General features: G+C 64.5%; 20 protein-coding genes and 1 tRNA gene. 14 read left to right on the plus strand and 7 right to left on the minus strand.

Going from position 1 to position 19,838, the window contains the following annotated elements; translation table 11 throughout:
- Positions 1–47: 47 nt before the first annotated feature.
- Positions 48–2,009 (minus strand): AsmA family protein, encoded by a 1,962-nt coding sequence (locus tag ABIB78_RS01180; protein ID WP_429020467.1) that lies wholly within the window; start codon positions 2,007–2,009, stop codon positions 48–50.
- 243 nt (positions 2,010–2,252) lie between these two features.
- On the opposite strand from ABIB78_RS01180, the gene ABIB78_RS01185 reads away from it, so the two are divergent.
- The 5 genes from ABIB78_RS01185 to ABIB78_RS01205 all read left to right on the plus strand — a co-directional run bounded on the left by ABIB78_RS01185 (position 2,253) and on the right by ABIB78_RS01205 (position 8,015).
- Positions 2,253–2,960 carry a CoA transferase subunit A gene (locus ABIB78_RS01185; protein ID WP_429020469.1) on the plus strand — a complete coding sequence of 236 codons (708 nt, stop codon included), beginning with the start codon at positions 2,253–2,255 and terminating at the stop codon, positions 2,958–2,960.
- 78 nt (positions 2,961–3,038) lie between these two features.
- Positions 3,039–3,689, plus strand: coding sequence for a 3-oxoacid CoA-transferase subunit B (locus tag ABIB78_RS01190; protein WP_429020471.1), 651 nt, complete (start codon positions 3,039–3,041; stop codon positions 3,687–3,689).
- 1 nt (position 3,690) lies between these two features.
- Positions 3,691–4,335, plus strand: a complete 645-nt coding sequence (locus ABIB78_RS01195) for a GNAT family N-acetyltransferase (RefSeq protein ID WP_429020473.1) — start codon at positions 3,691–3,693, stop codon at positions 4,333–4,335.
- A gap of 1,249 nt (positions 4,336–5,584) precedes the next feature.
- Complete coding sequence (locus ABIB78_RS01200; protein ID WP_429020475.1) at positions 5,585–7,276, plus strand: vWA domain-containing protein; 1,692 nt, start codon at positions 5,585–5,587, stop codon at positions 7,274–7,276.
- 253 nt (positions 7,277–7,529) lie between these two features.
- Entirely contained in the window at positions 7,530–8,015 is a 486-nt protein-coding gene (locus ABIB78_RS01205; RefSeq protein ID WP_429020477.1) for a Crp/Fnr family transcriptional regulator, read from the plus strand.
- Here ABIB78_RS01205 and ABIB78_RS01210 read toward each other — a convergent pair.
- Both ABIB78_RS01210 and ABIB78_RS01215 read right to left on the minus strand, forming a co-directional pair.
- A complete protein-coding gene (locus tag ABIB78_RS01210; RefSeq protein ID WP_429020479.1) occupies positions 7,954–8,781 on the minus strand; it encodes a metallophosphoesterase family protein in 828 nt (275 codons plus the stop codon). The two genes, ABIB78_RS01205 and ABIB78_RS01210, sit on opposite strands and share 62 nt — an antisense overlap.
- Before the next feature lie 128 nt (positions 8,782–8,909).
- A complete protein-coding gene (locus ABIB78_RS01215; protein WP_429020481.1) occupies positions 8,910–12,671 on the minus strand; it encodes a PAS domain-containing protein in 3,762 nt (1,253 codons plus the stop codon).
- A 342-nt stretch (positions 12,672–13,013) separates the two neighbouring features.
- Here ABIB78_RS01215 and ABIB78_RS01220 point away from each other — a divergent pair, with 342 nt between their 5' ends.
- From ABIB78_RS01220 to ABIB78_RS01245, 6 genes are all read left to right on the plus strand, one after another.
- A complete protein-coding gene (locus ABIB78_RS01220) occupies positions 13,014–13,412 on the plus strand; it encodes a phasin family protein (RefSeq protein ID WP_207833207.1) in 399 nt (132 codons plus the stop codon).
- Between the two features lie 306 nt (positions 13,413–13,718).
- A complete protein-coding gene (locus ABIB78_RS01225) occupies positions 13,719–14,156 on the plus strand; it encodes a phasin (protein WP_429020483.1) in 438 nt (145 codons plus the stop codon).
- A gap of 189 nt (positions 14,157–14,345) precedes the next feature.
- A tRNA-His gene (locus tag ABIB78_RS01230) sits at positions 14,346–14,422 on the plus strand.
- A 161-nt stretch (positions 14,423–14,583) separates the two neighbouring features.
- Positions 14,584–14,919 (plus strand): hypothetical protein, encoded by a 336-nt coding sequence (locus tag ABIB78_RS01235; protein ID WP_429020485.1) that lies wholly within the window; start codon positions 14,584–14,586, stop codon positions 14,917–14,919.
- Positions 14,920–15,320: 401 nt separating this feature from the next.
- Entirely contained in the window at positions 15,321–15,647 is a 327-nt protein-coding gene (locus ABIB78_RS01240; protein ID WP_429020487.1) for a hypothetical protein, read from the plus strand.
- Positions 15,648–15,829: 182 nt separating this feature from the next.
- A complete protein-coding gene (locus ABIB78_RS01245; protein WP_021081815.1) occupies positions 15,830–16,510 on the plus strand; it encodes a ParA family protein in 681 nt (226 codons plus the stop codon).
- A 191-nt stretch (positions 16,511–16,701) separates the two neighbouring features.
- Here ABIB78_RS01245 and ABIB78_RS01250 read toward each other — a convergent pair whose 3' ends face one another.
- Positions 16,702–16,845: a hypothetical protein gene (locus ABIB78_RS01250; protein ID WP_165127734.1), complete on the minus strand. Its 144-nt coding sequence runs from the start codon at positions 16,843–16,845 to the stop codon at positions 16,702–16,704.
- Positions 16,846–17,001: 156 nt separating this feature from the next.
- Positions 17,002–17,298, minus strand: a complete 297-nt coding sequence (locus ABIB78_RS01255; protein ID WP_092126096.1) for a DUF4282 domain-containing protein — start codon at positions 17,296–17,298, stop codon at positions 17,002–17,004.
- A 314-nt stretch (positions 17,299–17,612) separates the two neighbouring features.
- Between ABIB78_RS01255 and ABIB78_RS01260 the strand changes: the two genes are divergently transcribed.
- The 3 genes from ABIB78_RS01260 to ABIB78_RS01270 all read left to right on the plus strand — a co-directional run bounded on the left by ABIB78_RS01260 (position 17,613) and on the right by ABIB78_RS01270 (position 18,871).
- Positions 17,613–18,071: a MaoC family dehydratase gene (locus ABIB78_RS01260; protein ID WP_429020491.1), complete on the plus strand. Its 459-nt coding sequence runs from the start codon at positions 17,613–17,615 to the stop codon at positions 18,069–18,071.
- A 1-nt stretch (position 18,072) separates the two neighbouring features.
- Positions 18,073–18,555, plus strand: a complete 483-nt coding sequence (locus ABIB78_RS01265; protein WP_429020493.1) for a MaoC family dehydratase — start codon at positions 18,073–18,075, stop codon at positions 18,553–18,555.
- 172 nt (positions 18,556–18,727) lie between these two features.
- Positions 18,728–18,871: a hypothetical protein gene (locus ABIB78_RS01270; RefSeq protein ID WP_429020495.1), complete on the plus strand. Its 144-nt coding sequence runs from the start codon at positions 18,728–18,730 to the stop codon at positions 18,869–18,871.
- 98 nt (positions 18,872–18,969) lie between these two features.
- Here the strand turns inward: ABIB78_RS01270 and ABIB78_RS01275 are convergent, their stop codons facing one another.
- Both ABIB78_RS01275 and ABIB78_RS01280 read right to left on the minus strand, forming a co-directional pair.
- A complete protein-coding gene (locus tag ABIB78_RS01275) occupies positions 18,970–19,107 on the minus strand; it encodes a hypothetical protein (RefSeq protein ID WP_429020497.1) in 138 nt (45 codons plus the stop codon).
- A gap of 228 nt (positions 19,108–19,335) precedes the next feature.
- The gene (locus ABIB78_RS01280) at positions 19,336–19,755 is read right to left on the minus strand and encodes a hypothetical protein (RefSeq protein ID WP_429020498.1); all 420 of its coding nucleotides are present in this window, start codon (positions 19,753–19,755) and stop codon (positions 19,336–19,338) included.
- Positions 19,756–19,838 lie beyond the last annotated feature (83 nt).

Consider the following 19,838-nt stretch of genomic DNA (forward strand, 5'->3'; position numbering starts at 1 on the left):
AGCGTGGATCAGTCCTGGCGCATCGATGCGGAAAGTGAATGGATCGATCAGTTCGACTTCGCATTGTCGGCGGACGTCGCCGGTCCGTTGCCGGTCGCACCGGTCGCAGCATCCGCCGCCGGCTGCCGCGCGCTGCCGCCGGTGAAGCGCTCGATCACCGAGCGCACCGCGTCGCGGGTCTTGCGATCCTTCACCGCGTCGAGCAGCGGTGCGGATGCGGGCGAGCGGCGGATCAGGCTTTCTGGATCGGGGAAGATCAGGGGATCGTCCCACGGGCCCTGGATCACGAAGGGCAGATCGAACGCGTTGCCGCCGGCGGATGCCGAGGTCAGGCTGGCGACACCCTTGAGATCGTATTCGCGCGACGGCACCGAGGCGGTGCCGGTCAGCGTGATCTTCGCCGCGGGGCTCTCGACATGAATGTCGTCAGCGGTCGCGACGCCGTCGGCGAATTTCACCGAGATGCTGAGATTGTCGTAGGGCGTCGAGCCGGAGCGGAAGTTGCCGCCGCCCGACAGCGGCCGTTTTTCCAGCCGCCGCAGCAGCTGCTCGACATTGAAGCCCGCGATCGCGCCGTCATGCCCGTTCAGCGTCGCGGTGCCGTCCAGTGATGAAGCGAGCCCGAACGGGCTCGAGCCGGACGCCATCAGCGCGACGTTGAGGTTGCCGCGGCCGGACAGCTTCGTGATGCCGAACAATTCGCTGGCGCAGGCCTGCAAATCGACATCGGTGAACTGGAATTGCGCCCTGACGTCGGCGACAGCATCCGAGCGCGCGATCGCGAACGAGCCCTTGGCGATGCCGCCATACATCTGCGCCTCGCCGACGCTGAGCGCGAGCGCGCCGCCGCGCAAATTGGCGCCGAACGCGGTGCGGCCGAGCTTGGATGGGCCGACCGTCACCTTGGCGGCGGACAGGCGCATGTCGAGATCGGTCGATGACAGCGAGGACAGGTCGAACAGCTGCCTGTTCCAGTCGCGCTGGCCACTGGCCAGCAGGCGGAATGTCGAGATGTAGGGCGTGAAATCGAGATTGCCGGCGGCAAGCGTCGCCTGCAGCGTCTGCCGGCCGTTATTGGCGTAGGTCATCACGCCCTCGGCGACATTGCCGTCGAGTTCGACATTGACATTGGTAAGCGCGACCGAGCCGCCGACCACATTGGCGCGGGCCTTCAACGCGAAGCGGCCGAAGCCGCCACCGCCGCCGGGCGGCGCCTGTCCCATCCAGCGCAATGCGTTGCGCAAGGACGGGCTGTCCATGGTGGCGACGCCTTCCATCATCAGGCTGGTGCGGTTGGCGACGGTTCCGTCGAATGCAACCTTCAGCGGCGCGCTGGCGAGCCGTGCCTTGAGGCCGGAACGGTCGCCCGACAGCAGCGCCACGAAATCGCTGGCGCTGATCGAGCCGTCGATGCGCTCACCGCGCCAGTCGAACTGGCCGGTTGCGGCAAAGGAACGCGAGATCGACGGCCAGGCCAGCGACAGGTCGATATCGCCGAGTTGTTCGGAGATATGGTTGATGCCGTCCTCGTAATTCAGCTCGCCGTCCTGGATCCGGATCTCGGAGAATGACACCTGATTCTCGGCGCCGGGCGTCATCGCCTTGGCGATGGTCTCGACGAACGGCGTCCAGTTGCTCTCGCCGGCTCCGCCGCGGACCACATGGATATGCGGACGCAGCATCATGACGTCGGCGATCTCGTACCGCCGCAGCAGCAGCGGCAGCAGACGCAGATTGGCGGTCAGCACATCGACCTGCAAGGCGGGGTCGGTGGTATCGGTGCCCTTCAGCCCGACATTATGAAAGGAGACATAGCTGCCCGGAAAGACCGAGACGTCGATCGGGCCGTTGACGACGAGTTCGAGCCCGGTCACCGCGCGAATCTGCGCTTCCACCGCGCGCTGCAGCGCGTCCCGGTTGAGGAACCACGACGTTCCGACCAGCCCGACCAGCGCCAGGCCGAAAAGCGCCGCGATCGGCATCCCCAGGCGCTTAATTCCTTGGGCCATCGTCAATGACATATCCGGGTCGGGTTGAGGTTTGTCGGGTCGTCGTCGAACACAGCGGGCGCTCGCCGGAGGCCCCTGCCAACCCACGCAACTTGAAGGGTTTTCTTGACGCTTTCAAGGCCATGTTGATGTCGCAGGCCGCCGCCCGTCGTCGCACGGGGCCGTGATTGACGCATTGCGAAGATTTCGCCTAATAATCCGCAGGTCACAGCCGTTCCGCGCCCTCCATCAGGTATTCATTGCATGAACAAGGTTTATCCCGACGCCAAATCGGCCCTCGATGGTCTCCTCAAGGACGGCATGATGATCATGTCGGGCGGCTTCGGCCTCTGCGGCATCGCCGAGACCCTGTCGGACGCGATCCGCGAATCCGGCGTGAAGGGCCTGACGGTCATCTCCAACAATGCCGGCGTCGACGGCATCGGCCTGAGCCGGCTGCTGGAGACGCGCCAGATCAAGAAGATGATCTCGTCCTATGTCGGCGAGAACAAGCTGTTCGCCCAGCAATATCTCGCCGGCGAGCTCGAGCTCGAGTTCAACCCGCAGGGCACGCTGGCCGAGCGCATCCGCGCCGGCGGCGCCGGAATCCCGGCCTTTTACACCAAGACCGGCGTCGGCACGCTGATCGCCGAAGGCAAGGAAGTGAAGGAATTCGACGGCGAGAAGTACATCATGGAACGTGGACTGTTCGCCGACGTCGCCATCGTCCATGCCTGGAAGGGCGATACCGCCGGCAACCTGGTCTACCGCAAGACCGCGCGCAACTTTAACCCGATGATGGCCACCGCCGCGAAGGTCACCGTCGCCGAGGTCGAGCATCTGGTGCCGGCTGGCGAGATCGACCCGGACCACATCCACACCCCCGGTATCTTCGTCAAACGCATCGTCGAGGTCGGGACCGGCAAGAAGCGGATCGAGTTCCGCAACACCCGTCCGCGGCCCGCCGCTTAACGCATGATCCGGAAAACCGGGCACCGGTTTTCCGTCAAGATCATCCGCAACTAAGACATAACTCTTCAGGAGAGCCTCATGGCCTGGACCCGTGAACAGATGGCCGCCCGCGCCGCCAAGGAGTTGCGCGACGGCTATTACGTCAATCTCGGCATCGGCATCCCGACGCTGGTTTCGAACTACATTCCTGAAGGCATCGACGTCAGCCTGCAGAGCGAGAACGGCATGCTCGGCATGGGCCCGTTCCCCTATGAGGACGAGGTCGACGCCGACCTCATCAACGCCGGCAAGCAGACCGTGAGCGAGCTGCCCTCGACCAGCTATTTCTCCTCGGCCGAGTCCTTCGGCATGGTGCGGGGCGGCCATATCGACCTGTCGATCCTCGGCGCCATGCAGGTGGCGCAGAACGGCGACCTCGCCAACTGGATGATCCCCGGCAAGATGGTGAAGGGCATGGGCGGCGCCATGGACCTCGTCGCCGGCGTCAAGCGCGTCGTTGTCGTGATGGAGCATTCCGCCAAGGACGGCCCCAAGCTGTTGAAGCAGTGCAATCTGCCGCTGACCGGCGAGCGCGTGGTCGACATGATCGTCACCGATCTTGCGGTGTTCACCATCGACAAGCACGGCAAGGACGGCATGGCGCTGATCGAACTCGCCGATGGCGTCACGCTCGACGAGGTCAAGGCCAAGACCGAGGCGGAATTCCGCGTCGCGCTTACGAACACCTGAGATGATCGGCGCGGGACGATCTTCGATCCGTCCCGCACGATCCGACGACGCCGGCTTCATCGCCCGTAGTGTCCTGGCTGCGCAGCGCGGCCCGCGGCCGCGCGGCTGGTTCGACATCGCCCTCGACCGGCCGGAGGGGGAATGCCTGGCGTTCATGACGCGGCTTGCCGTGGCGCGGGTGCGGTCATGGTACCATTTCGCTCATTTCCTGATCGCTGAAGTCGATGGCGTGCCGGCTGCCGCGCTGTGCGCTATGCCCGCATCCGGAACGGTCGTTGCTGCCCGCGCGGCGATCGAGCAGGTTGCGGCGGAGACCAGCGCGGATGCCGACGGCATCGTCGCGCGCGGCGCCTATGCCCGCAATTGCTGGGTTCAGGGCGGCGAGGGCGACTGGCTGATCGAGCACGTCGCAACCGAAGCGGCCCATCGCGGTGGCGGTCTGGTCCAGGCCCTGATCCGCCGCGCGCTCGCTGACGGCAAGGCCGCAGGCTACGCGCAGGCATCGGTCTCGTTCCTGATCGGCAACGAAGCCGCCGAGCGCTGCTACGCCAAGGCCGGCTTTGCCTTCGCCGAGGAGAAGCGCGACGCCACGTTCGAGGCACTGATCGGCGCGCCGGGTTTTCGCAGATTTGCGCGGGTGATGTGAGGCATACACCACTGTCGTCCCTGCGAAAGCAGGGATCCATACTCCGCGGCTTGTATAGTGGACTCGTCGTCCCAGCATTGCGTAGCAATCAGCATTGGTGGTTATGGGTCCCTGCTTTCGCAGGGACGACACGGAGTGTGTGGCGCGGCTTGTGAATCATGTGTGCGCATTCTCGCGACACGATTGTCCGAGCTTTGCTCTTCGTTCCGCCCTCTCTTGAACAGAGGGCGCAGGGAAAGCCGGGTGCCGATCGCACCCATGGGTCCCGCGTAGTAAAAACGCGGGAGGTAGGACCACAGGTGTAACCGGAAACAACCCGGCCTTCCCTGCGCGATGGGTTACGGCTTATACGTGCTCTCCCCGGCGAGACTGGGCTTTTTTGTCACCGCCTTCCCTGAGAAGCGTTAGCTTCTTTAGGAGAGGACACCTGCCACTAGGGCGTCAGGCCTGCACGACTTCACCGTCCGCCTTGCGTGCTCTCGTCAGTCACACGCTCGGCGTCCACCGCATCCCACACCGCGTTCGTGACGACCGCGAAGCGCCCCTCGATCGGGTGAGACGGGCGAACCATACACTGAGTTGCGCTTCTGATAAATAGAAATATTTTGGCGCGAGGTGATTGACAGGTTTTGCTGTGTTGCCCGCCGGGCAGTCACACAGCACGTCACATTCATCACCCCGGGGCAAAGCTGCCGACAATTTGAGCACGCTGCCCGGCTAATCCGTTTCCGGCGCGTGAGATTTCACTGTCTATATGCCGGATCATTGACGTGGAAAGCGATCGATCCCTCTCGTTGCCAAGAGAAATGACATTGCGTGACGGGCTCGATGCCGCCGACATCTTCGATGCCGTGGGCTGAATGGAAGGAGGCAACGATGTTCGCCGTCTCGCAACATGCGCGTCGATCAGCGCGTGCGGCCAAAATCCGCCGCCGAATCTGTGATGATGCTCACATCGCCGAGCTAGCAGCACAGCTCTCGATAAAATCTAATCATCTGCGTGTCGCGATAGCCCAAACGCATGTCGCATTAGGCCAAACGTCCAGATGCAAGTTGCTTTGATTGATGACATTTTGGCGTTTCGTTGCGTGCCCGCCGAAATTGTGTCGCCTCAGCATCCGGCCAACAAAAAACAAAATCCGGATCGAAGTAGGGCGTGGCTGAGGCAGGGCACGGGTGATCTCACGACACACCGCGCCGTCGCAGCCGTCTTTGCCCTCCGATTGTCTCCATCATCGAGGACTGATCCGTGATTAAGTTTTTTCGCCGCTTGTTCGTTGCCGGCCTGCTGTCGCTTGGCCCGGCTCTGCTCGCTCCGCCCGCCGCGCAGGCCCAGGCGCAAGGGACCGACACCATCCTCGTGCTCGATGCGTCCGGCTCGATGTGGGGCCTGGTCGACGGGCAGAGCAAGATCTCCGCAGCACGACAGGCGGTCGATGCCATCCTGTCGAAATGGAATCTCGCCGATCGTCTCGGCGTGATGGTCTATGGCCATCGCTCGAAGGGTGACTGCAAGGACATCGAGCTGATGGTCCCGGTGAGCAAGTTCGATCCGGCGCGGATCAAGGCCGCGGTCGACGGCATCAATCCGAAGGGCAAGACACCGATTGCGGATTCGCTGCGCGCCGCCGCCGAGGCGCTGCACTCCACCGAGAACAAGGCCAATGTGATCCTGGTCTCCGACGGGATCGAGACCTGCGCACCGGACCCGTGTGCCGCCGCGGCCGAGCTGAAGAAGGCTGGCATCGGCTTCACCGCCCATGTCATCGGACTCGACGTCGCCGATCCCGCGGCGAAGAGCCAGCTGCAATGCATCGCGCGCGCGACCGGCGGCGTCTATCTCGATGCCGGCAACGCCTCGAGCCTGACCGGCGCATTGACCAAGGCGGTGGCGGCGACGCAGGGCACCAAGGTGGCAAGTGAGGCGCCGCAGAAGCCGGTCGCCGATCCCTATCTCGGCAAGAACATTCGCGGCGTGGCGCGGCTCGCCGAAGGGCTCGATCCGATCAGCGACGAGGATGTCAACTGGGGCGCCTACAAGCGCGCCGGCGACGAGAAGGGCGAGCATGTCAACACCTTCTACGGCGCGCCGTTCGCCGACAATATCGCGCCCGGCGACTACATCGTGGAGGTGAGCTACCGGCAGCTCAAACGCGAGTTTCCGCTCAAGGTCGAGAAGGGCAAGCCGGCGATGCTCGACGTCATCCTCGATGCCGGCTACGTCACCAGCGAAGGCTCGGTGGCAGGCGGCGCCGGCAAGGTCGATGACGTGGTCTGGCAGGTCTCCGACAAGGGCGGCCAGCTGATCGCGCAGGAATACGACGCGGTGCCGCGCTTCGTGCTCGGCGCGGGCAGCTATGTGCTGACCCTGACCAAAGGACAGTCGAAGACCAGCAAGCCGTTCTCGGTCGCCGCCGGCGACTCGAGCAACGTCCAGCTCACCCTCGATGTCGGCAAGCTGATCGTGACCTCTACCTTTGCCGAGGGCGGCCCGAAGGTCGAGAAGGATATCGTGGTCGCGGTCTACCAGCCAGCGAAGGCCGACGGTGACGAGGGCGAGAAGGTCGCGCAGGAATACGACGCCGAATCGAAGTTCGATCTGCCAAGCGGCAGCTACGATGTGACGGCGACGGTCGGCGAGGCCAAGGGCACCGTGCGCGCCGAGGTGAAGTCCGGTGCGCCGACCCGCGTCAACGTCAATCTCAACGCCGGCGTGATCGGGATCAAGACCGACGGCGCCCAGGAGATCGACATCCTGGGCGCCGAGCGCGACATCAATGACGAGCGCAAGCGTGTTTCGGTGACGTATGATGCGGCCGCTAACGTCGCGCTCAGCGCCGGCGACTATGTTGCGGTCGCCATCTATGCCGACGGCCAGAAGGCTGAGAAGCCGTTCTCGATCGCCGCCGGCAAGCGCCAGACGCTGGAAATCAGGCAATAGGGCGGCGCTGCCTAGCGCCGCGTTGTGCGTGAGGTGACCACGCTTCTCTGGCTCCCTCCCCTACAAGGGGAGAGGGAGCCTGTTCGCCGGTGCGTCCTTCACACAAGTGTGCGTCAATGGAGGCTAGTGTCCGCCTCCAAGCGCCGCTCCCGCCCGCTGCGCCTGCCGACAATTTGAGCAGAACGCCCGGCTAATCCCGTTTCACCTCGACCGCGTCTCCGCCTAGTCTGACTGCAGACGGAGACGAAGCAGCATGCGAGCAATCCTTGATCACTGCACCGGCGGTAACAGGCGGAGCCTGCCGGCCGGCACGGATTTCATCGAGGAGGGCGGCAAGACAGGTCATCTGTTCGTGCTGCTCGAGGGCAAGGTCGAGGTCGTGAGGAGCGACAGTCTGGTCGCCGTGATTGACGAGCCCGGCGCGGTGTTTGGCGAGATGAGTGTCCTGCTCGACAGGCCGCACAGCGCAAAGGTGCGCACGGCGACCGATTGCGTCCTGTACGAATTCGACGATGCGGCGTCGTTCCTGCGGGAGCAGCCGGCGGTGGCGCTTTTGATCGCGCAACTGCTGGCGCAGCGGCTTCATGTTGCCACGACCTATCTGGCCGACCTGATGCACCAATATGCCGATCATGGCACGCATCTGGCGATGGTCGGCGAAGTGCTGCAGAGCATGATCAACCTGCCGCCGATGCAGGTCGCGCCAGGCTCGGATCGGCAATCCGATCCAAGGATGTGAGCCAGTCCGGCGCCTCGTGCACGGGAGCCGCCGGCCGCGACAACGGCGCCTTGAGATCGACGATCTGCGCTTCGCCGGCGGAGAGCCAGAAGGCCTTCTCCTGGGTGAGATCGAGCACGATGTAGACCGGCGGCCGGCCGGGCTGCAGGCCGGTATTGAACGCCCAGGTGGTCCCGATCCGGTCGAACCACGAGCCGTTCGGGATGAACGGCGACTGATGCACATGGCCCGAGATCACCATCGCCGGATGGTGGCGCTCGATCCATCGTAGCAGCTCTTCGTCGCCGAAGAAGCGCTTGCCGCCCCAGCTGGTCGGTGAATCCGCCGGCGGGGCGTGATGCACCCAGACCCAGCGGCCGTGCGGGATTGCGGCCGCCTCACGAAGCTGATCGTCGATCCGCGCCTTGACCATCGGGCCGTCCCACCATGGGCATACGGTAAACAGCGTGTCGCCGATGGTCAGGTTGTCGCCGTCGCAGGCAACGCCAAATTCCCTGATGCCGGCGACCCAGCGCGCTATTTTCTCGCCCTCCGCGTTGCGCTCGTCGAGGTCATGATTGCCCGAACAGAAGATCACCCGCGTGAGCTTGGCGAGCCGCGCGAGGTATTTCGTGACGACCACGGTCTGGGCACGGAAATCGACCGCCGAGCCAAGGTTGAGCGCATCGCCAGCGAAGATCACGAGGTCAAACTGCGGCGCGGCCGCCAGCAGCCAGTCGAACTGCGGCAATGAATAATGCAGGTCGGCGACGACGAGACAGCGCATTGGTGAAAATCCGATTGCCCGGAAAACGGGCGGGGCCGCGCGGCAATGAATTCAAACAAGCTGAATCGCAGCAAGATTTATGCCGCGTCGCACCGATCCGGCGCGACAGATTCCCGCACTGCGCCTGGTCACGCCCTCGCTGTGGCGTGAACAAATGTCACCTCGATCAGCGTGCCGGTGCGGCCGCCGGTCCGGATCTGGAATTTGGCGCGGTTGGCTTCGACCAGCGCCTTGGTCAGCGACAGGCTGACGCCGCCGGGGCCGGCCTGATCGGACGGCGTCGGTGCGCGGAACGGCTCGAGCGCGGCGGCGACCTCGTTGTCGTTGAGGCTCTGGCCGGTGTCGCGCACGCGCAGCATGACCTCGCCGAAATCGGACAGCGCGGTCGAGACGATCACCTGGCCGCCGGCATTGGCGAGATGGATCGAGTTGCCGATCAGGTTCAGCGTGATCTGGCGCAGCGCGCGGGCGTCGGCGACCACCGGCGGCAATGTATGCGCGAGCGAGGTGCGGATGATGATGCGCTCGCGGTTGGCCTGCGGCTGCATCACCGCGACGCAGCTCTCCACCATCTCGTTGAGATTCTGATTGGTGAAGGCGAGGTCGAGCTTGCCGGTCTCGATCCGCGACAGGTCGAGCAGGTCGTTGATAACAGCGATCACCCGCTCGCCGGAGGCGCGGATGTCCTTCATGTATTCGACATAGCGCTCATTGCCGAGCGCGCCGAAGCGTTCGCCGATCATCACCTCGGCAAAGCCGATGATGGCGTTGAGCGGCGTGCGCAGCTCGTGGCTGATCCGCGCCAGCATGTCGGATTTGGCGTTCGCCGCGCGTTCGGCGAGCCGCCGCGCCTCGCGCAATTCGCCCTCGCTCTTTTTCGTCTGCGAGAGATCGCGGAACACCGCGAAGAAGTTCGGCCCGTCGGCGCGGGTACGCCCCATCGTCACCGACAGCGGGATGATGCCGCCCTGGCGGACGCGGCCGAGCGTCTCGCGACCGTGGTCGAGCAGGCTGGCGACGCCGGCCGATTTCAGGCCGGAGAGATAGTCGAAGATACCGTGCTGGCTCTCCGGCGCGAACAGGTCGGCGAGGTTATGCGTGATGAACTCGTCGCCGTCATAGCCGAACAGCGCTTCCGCGCTTCGGTTGCAGGAATGGATGTTGCCCTCGGCATCGAACATGATGATGCCTTCGGCCGCGGTGTCGAGGATCGCGCCGAGTTCTTCGGCGTCGGCGTGGCCAGCCTGCGGCGGCGGTGGCGCAAGCACCGGCTCCGCGATTGCAGCCGCTTCGGGATCGGACAGCGCGGCGGCAACCGCGGCGTCCTCGTCCAGCGTGCGTGAGAAGATCAGCGCCAGCGCCGAATCGTCGTCCCAGCTGATGGTATGCAGCCGCGCCTCCGCCGATACCGACTGCGCGCCGTGGTCCGCGTTCTGGTTCGCGGAGATCGTCACCGGCGTGCCGGTGCCGGAGGTGCTGCTCGCCTGGGAGACGCCGGGTTCGACATAGAGCGCGTCCAGCCCGCCGGCGGCTTCCAGCGTATGCAGGCTGTCATAGCCCATGCGGGCGAGGAAGGCGTGGTTGGCATAGAGCAGGCGGTCGAGCCGATAGATCAGGATGCCGACCGGCAGCAGATCGAACAGCGCGCGGTCGCGCCGGGAATCCGCGCGCGGTGCGGGCGTCGCTTCACTTAACCAGCTAGGCTTTTGCGCGTCGGCCGGCGTCTCGTCCTGTGCCACCGTCTCTTGCAGCGGCGGCACCTCCGTCTCCTGCGGCGGTTCGCTCGGAGCGGTCTCCTCGGCGACCGGTTCCGCTGCGGCGCTCTCGTTCGCTGCCGCGGTGAGGCCGGCCTCGCTCTCGAGCCGCGCCGACAATTGGCGGGCGAGCTCGTTGAAGGCGTTGTTCTCGACCGGCGTCAGCGACGGCGGCCGCGCGTCGCCGGCGGGGCGGAACGGCACCACATTCTGCGGCGGGTCGTGACGCACCTCCGGCGCTACCTCGGGTATTTCCACAGGCGTTTCCACGGCGTGATCCGGATCGGCTTGGTGTGAAGTCTCTGTCGCTGTCGGCTCGGTCAATTGCTCGGGTGGTGCTGCGGTCGTATCGGGCGGCGGCTCCGCGTGCGGCGGAGGATTGTCACGCGGCGGCGCGGCGGGCCCGGGCGGCGCATCGGTGCGCGGGGCCGGTGCGACATCGGCCGACAGTGACTGCGGCGCGATCGAGCCGCTGAAGAGCTCATAGCGGCGCATTGCGGCGAGTCGCGCAAGCCCGTCGAGATCGCGGCACACACCAAAGCCGCGATAACCGGCGAAATTCCTGGAACGATCGAATACCGGCAGGCCGGACAATTCGACCGGCAATCGGCCGCCGCCGTCGACCGGCCAGTTCAGCGTGATGCCGCTCCAGGTGTCGTGGCTGGCGAACGCCTGCGTCACGCGGCCCTCGGGATCGAGGCCAAAGCTCTCGGCGACGTCGCTCCACAGCCGGCCGAACCCCGCCGCGGTGTGCAGGCCGATCAGGCGGGTGAATTCGTCGGAGCCGAGCGAAAAGCGGGCCTCGTGGTCCATCTGCCACATGAAGCGCAGCGGATGCCGCCGCATCGGCAATGGTTCGTCGAGCCAGGATGGCGGCGGCACCGGCGCCAGCGTCGCGGGCGCCGGCTCGGGGGCAGGCGGCGGAGGCGGCGCACCCGCGATCGCATAAGGTGAGGGGACGGGATCGGCGGGCGGCGCCGATATGTCCGGAACGGGCGTGCTCGCTATCACTTCGAGATCGGGCGCGGGCGCCGGCGCAGTCTCTTCGACCTGCGCTTCAGTAGGCACCTCGATCAGCGCTTCCGACAGTGGCTCCTCGACGGCGGGAGTTTCGTCGGGCGTGGTGTCGAATGCCGCGGTCTCGACGGGTGCTGGCTCTGCATGTGCGAGTTCTGCCGCGGCGAGAGATGGCGCAGCGTCCGCAGGTTCGGGTTCGGCCGTGCTGATGATCGGCTCGGCTACGGCTGTCTCTTCCAACCGCGGATCATCCAGCGCATCGAACAGCGTGAAGGCGGTCGGCGCTTCGGTGACCGGCGCAGGAGCTTCGTCCTGCGTGGCTGGTTGCTCGGCGGCGGATGGTGCTGGCGGCGGCTCCGCCGCCGCAGCCTCTTGCGGTGCTGCTGCCGGTGCCGGTGCTTCGGGCGCTACCGCCGCCGGCTCGACCGGCTCGGGCACGATTGGTGCCGCCGGTTTGGCGGCGAGATGCCGGGCCGGCTTGATCAATGCAATCAGCGCGCGATCGGCGCCGCCGCCGATCCGCTGCAGCACGACGCGACCGATCGCAACGCTCGCCGCCGCGCGGCCCTGCGTCAGCGCCTCGTTGCGCGCGGCAGCGAGGCCGGCTTCGGCGAGATCGTGCAGGCCGGGCAGCGAGCGTGCCGTCTCGTTGGTTGCGACCAAGAGTCCGTCGCTGGTGAAGGCTGCGGCCGGACGCTGCAGGCTCTGCACCAGCCGCAGCAAGCGCTCCGCGAGCGGCATGTTGCGGCCACCGGCATTGAGCGCCGTCATCAGGATGCCGTGGCTGCCGTCGGGCAGGTCGATCCGCCTGCAGCCGCAGGTCGCGAGCATGCCGGGCGCCGCGCCGAATCCGCGCAGCCGCTCCAGCCGGAGCGCGCGGTTGGCGCCGAGGCTGGGGCCGAGCCGTGCGACCTGGCGGCGATGCGGATCGGCCGGGCCGAAGGCGCGCTTCGCCAGATCCGTGCTATTTGCAGCACCGAATACCTGCGCGCCGACCGGATTGGCCCAGAGAATCCGTGCGCCGTCGGCCGACCACAGCCATGCCGGCAGGGGGCTCGTCGCATGGTCCCCCAGCCTGACATCGCCGAGCGCCTGGATTTGGAATTCCGCGTCACTCATCACGCAAGATTTGACCGCATAGGTTTGGCTTCTTCCTTAGCTCTGCCGACGCGCCGGCAGCCGCAGGACGACAGCCTTAACAGAAGGTTAGTATCGCAAGCGGGGGGCGGCAGGTCCATGTCCGCAGTCAGCCTGCGTCAGCCAAAGCCGGGATAACGTTAACTTGGCTGAACGATCCACAGCCGTTTGGCGTTGTGGGCCACAGAGAGGTTGCTGCGACGGGCGCGCGATGCGGAACCGGGCGGCACCGCGTCACACCTGCGATTGCAGTGCCACGATATATCCTGCCGCGAGCCTGCAAGGCCAAGCGGCGGGCCGATCACCAAGCGAGGGAGAACGACCATGAGTGACAACGGGCGTGACCATTTCGAGATCCCCAAGTTCGAGATTCCCAAGGATATGCGGTCGATGGCGGAAGCGAGCTTCGATCAGGCGCGCAAGGCTTTCGAGCAGTTTGTGACCAACGCGCGGGACACCGCCGGCAAGATCGAGGAGCGCAACGCCACGATGCGCGCCGGCGCCAAGGACCTGTCCGCCAAGGCGCTCGGCTACGCGGAAAAGAACGTGCAGTCGTCGCTGGACTACGCCCAGTCGCTGCTCAAGGCCAAGGACCTCACCGAGGTGATGCGGCTGCACAGCGAATATGTGCAGGGCCAGATGCGCTCGCTCGCCGAGCAGGCCAGCGAAATGGGCCAGGCCGTCAGCCGCGCCGCGATGGATGCGGTCAAGCCCAAGAGCTAACGGAGCGATCTGACGGAGAGCTAATGAAGAGCTGACGGCGCGAGCTGAGCTGGGCCGACTGCGGCCGGTCCAACCTTGGTCGGGCGCGGTAGCCCCATATTCCGCCACATAAAAAATGTGGCGTTGCACGTGATCTTACGTTGCGTTGCACAAAATTGACATGATATGGGTGTTTATTAGGCGCGCCCGACGAAGGGCACTCCCGTGAATCAAGGCAGCGTGATCCATTTCAACGTTCCCGGCCTGATGGGCTCAGGGACGTTCGCAATGGTCACATCTACTCACCCGTTGCGAAGGATTACACGTATGACCAACCCGTCCGATCCGTTTTCCGCCTCGATCATCCCGTTCGAGGTTCCCGAGCAGATGCGCGCGTTCGCCGAAAAGGGCGTGCTGCAGGCCCGCGACAGCTACGCCAAGTTCAAGGACGCTGCCGAGACCCACAATTCGACGGTCGAGGCCGTCTTCACCTCGATGAACAAGGGCGCCACCGCGTATTCCGCCAAGCTGATCGAGTTCTTCAAGGCCAACACGACGTCGTCGCTCGACTTCGCCCAGGAGTTGTTCAGCGTGAAGTCGCCGACCGAAGCGATCGAGCTGTGGACCTCGCACGCTCGCAAGCAGTTCGAGACCTACACCGCGCAGGCCAAGGAACTGGCCGAACTCGGCCAGAAGGTCGCCAGCGAGACCGCCGAGCCGATCAAGGCCAGCGCCTCGAAGTTCTATCAGCAGCCGGCCGCCTGATCGCGGTCTGTACGAGATGGTGATGGGGCCCGGACCGGTACGGTCCGGGCCCTTTTTGCTGGACAGGAGCCGTTAAGCGGTCCGAGATAACGGCGGAGATCCGCACGTTAAGCGCTTGCCAAAGCGCGGCGTTGCACCTAGTTTCCGCCCAAATCGCCGCCCCCTTTTTGCGGGGCCGTGCGTCAGGATGCAGTTGTAGCTCAGTTGGTTAGAGCGCCTGTCTGTGGAACAGGAGGTCGGTGGTTCGAGCCCACCCAACTGTACCAGCCGCAACATCACCCAACGCAACATCAAGCCGTCGCAAGATCGCTTGCTCTCCTTGATCGCCGCTGGCGTGTCATCGCGCCCGCTTGCACTTCTCTTTCCCATCACCCACACTCCGCGAAACGACGCCTTAACGACGCCTTAGTGATACCTTGGGGGACTCATGGGGACCGCCGGTTCAAGGAGTTTTTCGTTTGCCCTGATGCTTGCGAGTGGGCTCGCGGCGCTGCTGCTGTCGGGCCGAGGTGAGGCCTACACGCCCGACCAGCAGCAGGCCTGCACGCCGGATGCGTTCCGGCTCTGTGGCCCCGAGGTTCCCGATGTCGATCGCATCACGGCCTGCATGATCCGGAACAGGGCGCAGCTCTCGCCGGCCTGCCGCGTGTTCTTCCGCGAAGATCCTGAGCCGCGTGAGGCGAGCGAGCGCGTGGAGCGGCGGCCGGTCGCCACGAAGCGGAAGGTCTACAGGTCGCACAAGGCGAAGAAACCGGCCTACTGAACCGGTTCCCATCGCGCGCACGCCAGAGTACTGGCGCGTTGTCGTCACACGAACCGGTGTTCACTTGACCTCGCCCCGCGTGCGGGGAGAGCACGCAACGCATCCTTAGATGCGTTCCGGGTGAGGGGAATCTCCGCAAATGCAGCTATCGCCGGATGCACGGAGACAGCCCTCACCCCAACCCTCTAAGCGCAAGCTTCGCTTGTCTCGACCCCCTAAGAACGGGAAAGGGAGCGCAGCACCGTCGCAGTCAATCCAATCTCATTGCGCTTGAGGTCGCGCGGCGGCGATTTCAAGGTCGCGACGCGCGACAGACTGACGCCTTGTGACGCTGTCACGCAGCATCATCTCTGGGACTTGTGTTGTTTGCAGAATCGGTTGCCGCCTGCGGAACGGACGGAGTGGGACGCGTGAGCGAATACTACGAGCAAGAGATCGATCGGCACTTCGCCTGGTTCGAAGCCAAGCTTCCGGAAAAGCCGGCGCGCTTCGTCGCGTGGCTGCGCAAGCCGTCGTCGCGCTATGTGCGGATTCCGCTCGCGATCCTCCTGATCATCGGCGGCATCTTCAGCTTCCTGCCGGTGCTCGGACTCTGGATGCTGCCGCTCGGACTCCTTTTGTTCGCGCAGGATGTTCCGTTGCTGCAGAAACCCACCGCGCAATTGCTCGGCTGGGTCGAGCGCAAGTGGATCGCGCGCGAGCGCGCCAAAGCTGCCGAAAAGCGCTAGGCCTTGAGTCAAATCAAGCGCTTAGCGCTTCCATTTTCGGTTGTGTCATAAGTCGAGTGTGACTCAAAAAGCAGAACACACCGGTAATCTTGGCCGCTTTGCGGATTGCAAGAAGTTTTTTCTTTCGCGAATCAGCGTGCTGATTCATTTTCGCCTCCTGGGGTCAATCTGGAGGCCAAGGTATGAACGTCATTGTTTTCGCTTCGCGTAAAGGGGGCTCGGGAAAAAGTACCCTCGCTGCTCACCTCGCCGCGCAAGTGCACAAGGCAACGAAGCCGTGTCTGCTGATCGACGCCGATCCGCAGGGCTCGCTGACTCTCTGGCACAAGCTGCGCGGCACCAACGAGCCGGCGATCAAGACGGCGGTGAACTCGGTCAGCGGAATCATCGCTCAAGCCAAGCGTGACGGCATCGAATGGGTGTTCATCGACACGCCGCCGAATCTCTCGGCCGTGGTCGACGACTCCATCAAGAACGCCACGATGGTGATCATTCCCGCGCGGCCCGGCGTGTTCGACGTCAACGCGGTGCAGGAAACCATCCAGACCTGCCGCTCGATGCGCAAGCCCTATGCCGTCGTGATCAACGGTGCGCCCGCGCAGCGTGACGGCGCCGAAAGCCGCATCGTCGCAATCGCCCGCGAGGCACTGGCAAAATTCCGCGCGCCGGTGTGGAGCGGCCAGATCACCAACCGCGCCGATCTTCTGATGGCGCTCGGCCAAGGTGAAGGCGCCCGCGAATATTATGCGGAAGGCCGCGCCGCTGCCGAGATCAACCGGCTGTGGGCCGCGATCGAACGCTCGATCAAGGCGATCCGCGGCACGGCGTCGGCGTCCGGCGCAATGCACAAGCAGGCGGCGTAACAACGCCGCTCTGGTTCGAACTGAAAAGAACGCGCGATACCCGCGCGTTTTTTGTCGCCCCGTCATTGCGAGCGGAAGCGAAGCAATCCATCTCACCGCGGTTGCGGAGCGATGGATTGCTTCGTCGCTTCAGCGCAAAATTGCTTTGCAATTTTGTCGCGAGCTGCTCGCGATAACGGAGTGCGTGGCTGTCACGCCACCATCAGCAGGTAGAACACGATCACCGGCGCCAGGGTCAGGATCACCGACCAGATACCGACAGCCCACAAAATATCCTCGGTCGTAAAGCCCGGCTCGGCAGCCGGCCTCACGGCAAAACCATTCCTCGAATTCACGACGCCCCCGCGTTGGTCTTAAGCGCAATGCGGAAGGCTGATACGCGAGCGGTTTTAAGATCCCGGTCGGAATTTCGCGGGCATTTGCGCGCGGGTGCTACTTCGGATTAACCACGGCCCGGGCGGCAGGCCGCGGTCAGGCGGAGGCGATTCGCCTCAGTGCATTCCTCCGTCGCGATCGCGGATCGCGCCGAGATGCTCGTTGATCCGGAATACGATCAGGATGAACTCGGCGGCGATGCGCGACAACACGATGCCGACGAAGATGCTGGCGATCGACGCGAGCAACTGGATGAAGCCGACGAACGGGCTGATCGCCATTGCCGTGAGGCTCCACAGGATGCCTGAGATCCCGAACAGCACGATGACCGCGATCACCAGCCAGTAGAACGTCTTGATGATCGTGGGCGTGATGAAGCGGTCCCACTGAAACAGATCCTGGAAATCGAACATCATGGTTCTCCCGGCCAGCCGAAATATGATTCGCGTCTCGTTCATCCTACTGCGTCAGCCCCAGCGTGATCACTTCATCCCGGGAGCCTGCGCAGCAGGCGTCCGTCAGGGCTTTCGCCGGGCCAATGGTTCTGGACGGCGCCAAGCGCCTCCGCGACCAGAGGGATCGATACCCGAGATACCCAATCCGTCTCGCCAAAGCCGAGCCCCGGACCGGACGCCGGCAGTCCAGGGGCGAGCTATGCGAGTGGGCCGGTTGTGATTGCTGCAAATAACGGCCACAATCGGGCTTCCCTCCGGCATATCCTCACCCAATGACCACGCTGACCTTCGAAGACTTCAAGCCCGGCCGCTTCGGCACGTTCGGCCCGCGCCATGTTTCGCGCGAGGAAATCCTCGCCTTTGCCGCCGAATTCGACCCGCAGCCGATGCACCTCGACGAGGAGGCGGCGAAGAAATCCATGCTCAGGGGCCTGTCGGGCTCGGGCTGGCATCTCGGATCGCTGATGATGCGGATGCTGTTCGACGGCTTCATCGGCAGTACCGCCTCGCTTGGCTCGCCCGGGGTCAACGAGATGCGCTGGGTGGCGCCGCTGCGTCCGGGCGACGATTTGACGCTGGACGTCGACGTCGTCGAGGCGCGCGTTTCGAAGAGCCGGCCCCAGACCGGCATCGTCACCTTCAAGGGCACGATCCGCAACGCGCGCGGCGAGATGCTGTGCGAGATGGAGTCGCCGATCATCGTCAGCCGCCGGGACGGCACGGGTCACTAATATGCGTTTCTTTGAAGATATCGAGATCGGCGCGCGGCGCGAATTCGGCTCATTCACCTTCACCGCCGAGGACATCAAGCGCTTTGCCGCGCAGTTCGATCCGCAGCGCTTCCATCTCGACGAGGAGGCGGGGCGCAATTCGCTGTTCGGCGGGCTTGCCGCATCGGGCTGGCACGTCGCCAGCGTGTGCATGAAGCTGCTGGTTGCCGACGGCAAGCGGCTCGCCGCGGAAGCCGCCGCGCGCGGCGAGACGGTCGCGGTCTGGGGACCTTCGCCGGGCTTCCGCGAACTGCGCTGGATCCGCCCGGTGCTGGCCGGCGACACCATCAGCTTCGCCAACCAGGTCGAGACCAAGCGGACGTCCGAGAAGCGGCCCGAATGGGGCATTCTTCAGGCCCGCAACACCGGCGTCAATCAGCGCAATGAGGCCGTGTTCTCGTTCCTCGCGACCGCGTTCGTGCCGCGCCGCAATCCCGGTTCCTGATGTTGCCCCCGCGCCTCGGATGTTGCACGGACGCTATGGTGGCGGACTAAGTCTGCTGCCGACGTAGTTGTGCGTTGCGTGGAACCCATTTTTTGCTAACGCATTTTGAACCTTTGTCCCTGCCTTATGGTTTGAGGGCACGAACATTCGGGCAAGACCTACTGGGGATACCATGGCAGATCGCAGCGCGCTGAAACTCGTCGGCATTATCTTCGCGACGGTAACGCTGGTGGTGATGCTGGCGACCGGAATGATCGTGAAGGGCTTTGCCGACGGCAATTATTCCTTCGAAACCAGCGCGAGCATCGACCGCTGATCCAACTTTAACCGTTGGCGCTCGAGGAGCGCCCGGGACGTGCGTTTGCGTTTTTCAATGTGACCGTCGCTAGGCTGCGTCACATTTCCCAGAAGCCCTCAACGATTCCAGATCAGCACCATCACGACCGTCGCGGCTGCCAGTATGCCGATGAAGCGGATCATGATCGTGCCGATACGCTGTTGCGGCTGACGCAGCGGAATCGGATCGGCGTTGTCCGGCCGGACGCTCTGCATGAAATTCATCTCCAAATGGATGCCCCGCAAGGCGCGGTCCGGACGCGAATTTGCGGGATCGGACGCGGGCCGGCATCTAACGTTCAAATTGGCTTCGGCAAGAATTGACGCCGCGGAGTTTACACCGCGCCGAATAACGAATCGTTGTGCGTTGCATCGGGCTCGCAAACGAAGCCGCCGCCTCCTGGTCGGGAGGCGGCGGCGGTCAGTTTGGAAGACTGATCTGTATCAGCTGTTGCGCAGGCCGTCGGCGGCGCGCTTCCACTGCGAGACGTTGTCGGCGATCATCCGCGTCGACTTCATCGCGGCCTGGCTGAGCTGCGCATAGCCGGAGATCTCGCGCTGGACGCGCTGGCCCTCGGCATGCAGCAGGTCGCGCAGGCTCTCAAGCTCGCCGATCAGCTTCTCGATCTCGGCGAGCGAGGTGCCGGCGACGCGCTGGATCAGCGAGTTGACGTTGCTGACGGTGGTATCGGTGCTGGTGTCGGTCGGCGCGGTCTCGGGGCTCGCCACCGGCCGGCGCAGATAGGCGATGTCGTTGCGCACGAAGTCGCGGATGCCGGCTTCGACTTCCGAGACCGCAGCGAGGTTGGTGTCGACCTCGGGAGTCGTTTCGGCGGCTTCCTCGGTACGGTTGGTGGCGTTCATCGGCTTTCCCCTGGTTCGCAATGGCGAAGCGCGGCTTGTCCCCCGCACGACGAATTGATGAAGTTACGGACGTATCAGTGCCG

Origin of the sequence: Bradyrhizobium sp. I1.14.4, from assembly GCF_050435825.1 — a bacterium.
GTDB lineage: Bacteria > Pseudomonadota > Alphaproteobacteria > Rhizobiales > Xanthobacteraceae > Bradyrhizobium.

Bases quoted from the DNA above. Each gene is read 5' to 3' on its own strand.
- ABIB78_RS01180 (WP_429020467.1), bottom strand. From the start codon at position 2,009: ATGGCCCAAGGAATTAAGCGCCTGGGGATGCCGATCGCGGCGCTTTTC.
- ABIB78_RS01245 (WP_021081815.1), top strand. From the start codon at position 15,830: ATGAACGTCATTGTTTTCGCTTCGCGTAAAGGGGGCTCGGGAAAAAGT.
- ABIB78_RS01185 (WP_429020469.1), top strand. From the start codon at position 2,253: ATGAACAAGGTTTATCCCGACGCCAAATCGGCCCTCGATGGTCTCCTC.
- ABIB78_RS01220 (WP_207833207.1), top strand. From the start codon at position 13,014: ATGAGTGACAACGGGCGTGACCATTTCGAGATCCCCAAGTTCGAGATT.
- ABIB78_RS01255 (WP_092126096.1), bottom strand. From the start codon at position 17,298: ATGTTCGATTTCCAGGATCTGTTTCAGTGGGACCGCTTCATCACGCCC.
- ABIB78_RS01195 (WP_429020473.1), top strand. From the start codon at position 3,691: ATGATCGGCGCGGGACGATCTTCGATCCGTCCCGCACGATCCGACGAC.
- ABIB78_RS01275 (WP_429020497.1), bottom strand. From the start codon at position 19,107: ATGCAGAGCGTCCGGCCGGACAACGCCGATCCGATTCCGCTGCGTCAG.
- ABIB78_RS01235 (WP_429020485.1), top strand. From the start codon at position 14,584: ATGGGGACCGCCGGTTCAAGGAGTTTTTCGTTTGCCCTGATGCTTGCG.
- ABIB78_RS01225 (WP_429020483.1), top strand. From the start codon at position 13,719: ATGACCAACCCGTCCGATCCGTTTTCCGCCTCGATCATCCCGTTCGAG.
- ABIB78_RS01270 (WP_429020495.1), top strand. From the start codon at position 18,728: ATGGCAGATCGCAGCGCGCTGAAACTCGTCGGCATTATCTTCGCGACG.
- ABIB78_RS01190 (WP_429020471.1), top strand. From the start codon at position 3,039: ATGGCCTGGACCCGTGAACAGATGGCCGCCCGCGCCGCCAAGGAGTTG.
- ABIB78_RS01280 (WP_429020498.1), bottom strand. From the start codon at position 19,755: ATGAACGCCACCAACCGTACCGAGGAAGCCGCCGAAACGACTCCCGAG.
- ABIB78_RS01260 (WP_429020491.1), top strand. From the start codon at position 17,613: ATGACCACGCTGACCTTCGAAGACTTCAAGCCCGGCCGCTTCGGCACG.
- ABIB78_RS01215 (WP_429020481.1), bottom strand. From the start codon at position 12,671: ATGAGTGACGCGGAATTCCAAATCCAGGCGCTCGGCGATGTCAGGCTG.
- ABIB78_RS01210 (WP_429020479.1), bottom strand. From the start codon at position 8,781: ATGCGCTGTCTCGTCGTCGCCGACCTGCATTATTCATTGCCGCAGTTC.
- ABIB78_RS01205 (WP_429020477.1), top strand. From the start codon at position 7,530: ATGCGAGCAATCCTTGATCACTGCACCGGCGGTAACAGGCGGAGCCTG.
- ABIB78_RS01265 (WP_429020493.1), top strand. From the start codon at position 18,073: ATGCGTTTCTTTGAAGATATCGAGATCGGCGCGCGGCGCGAATTCGGC.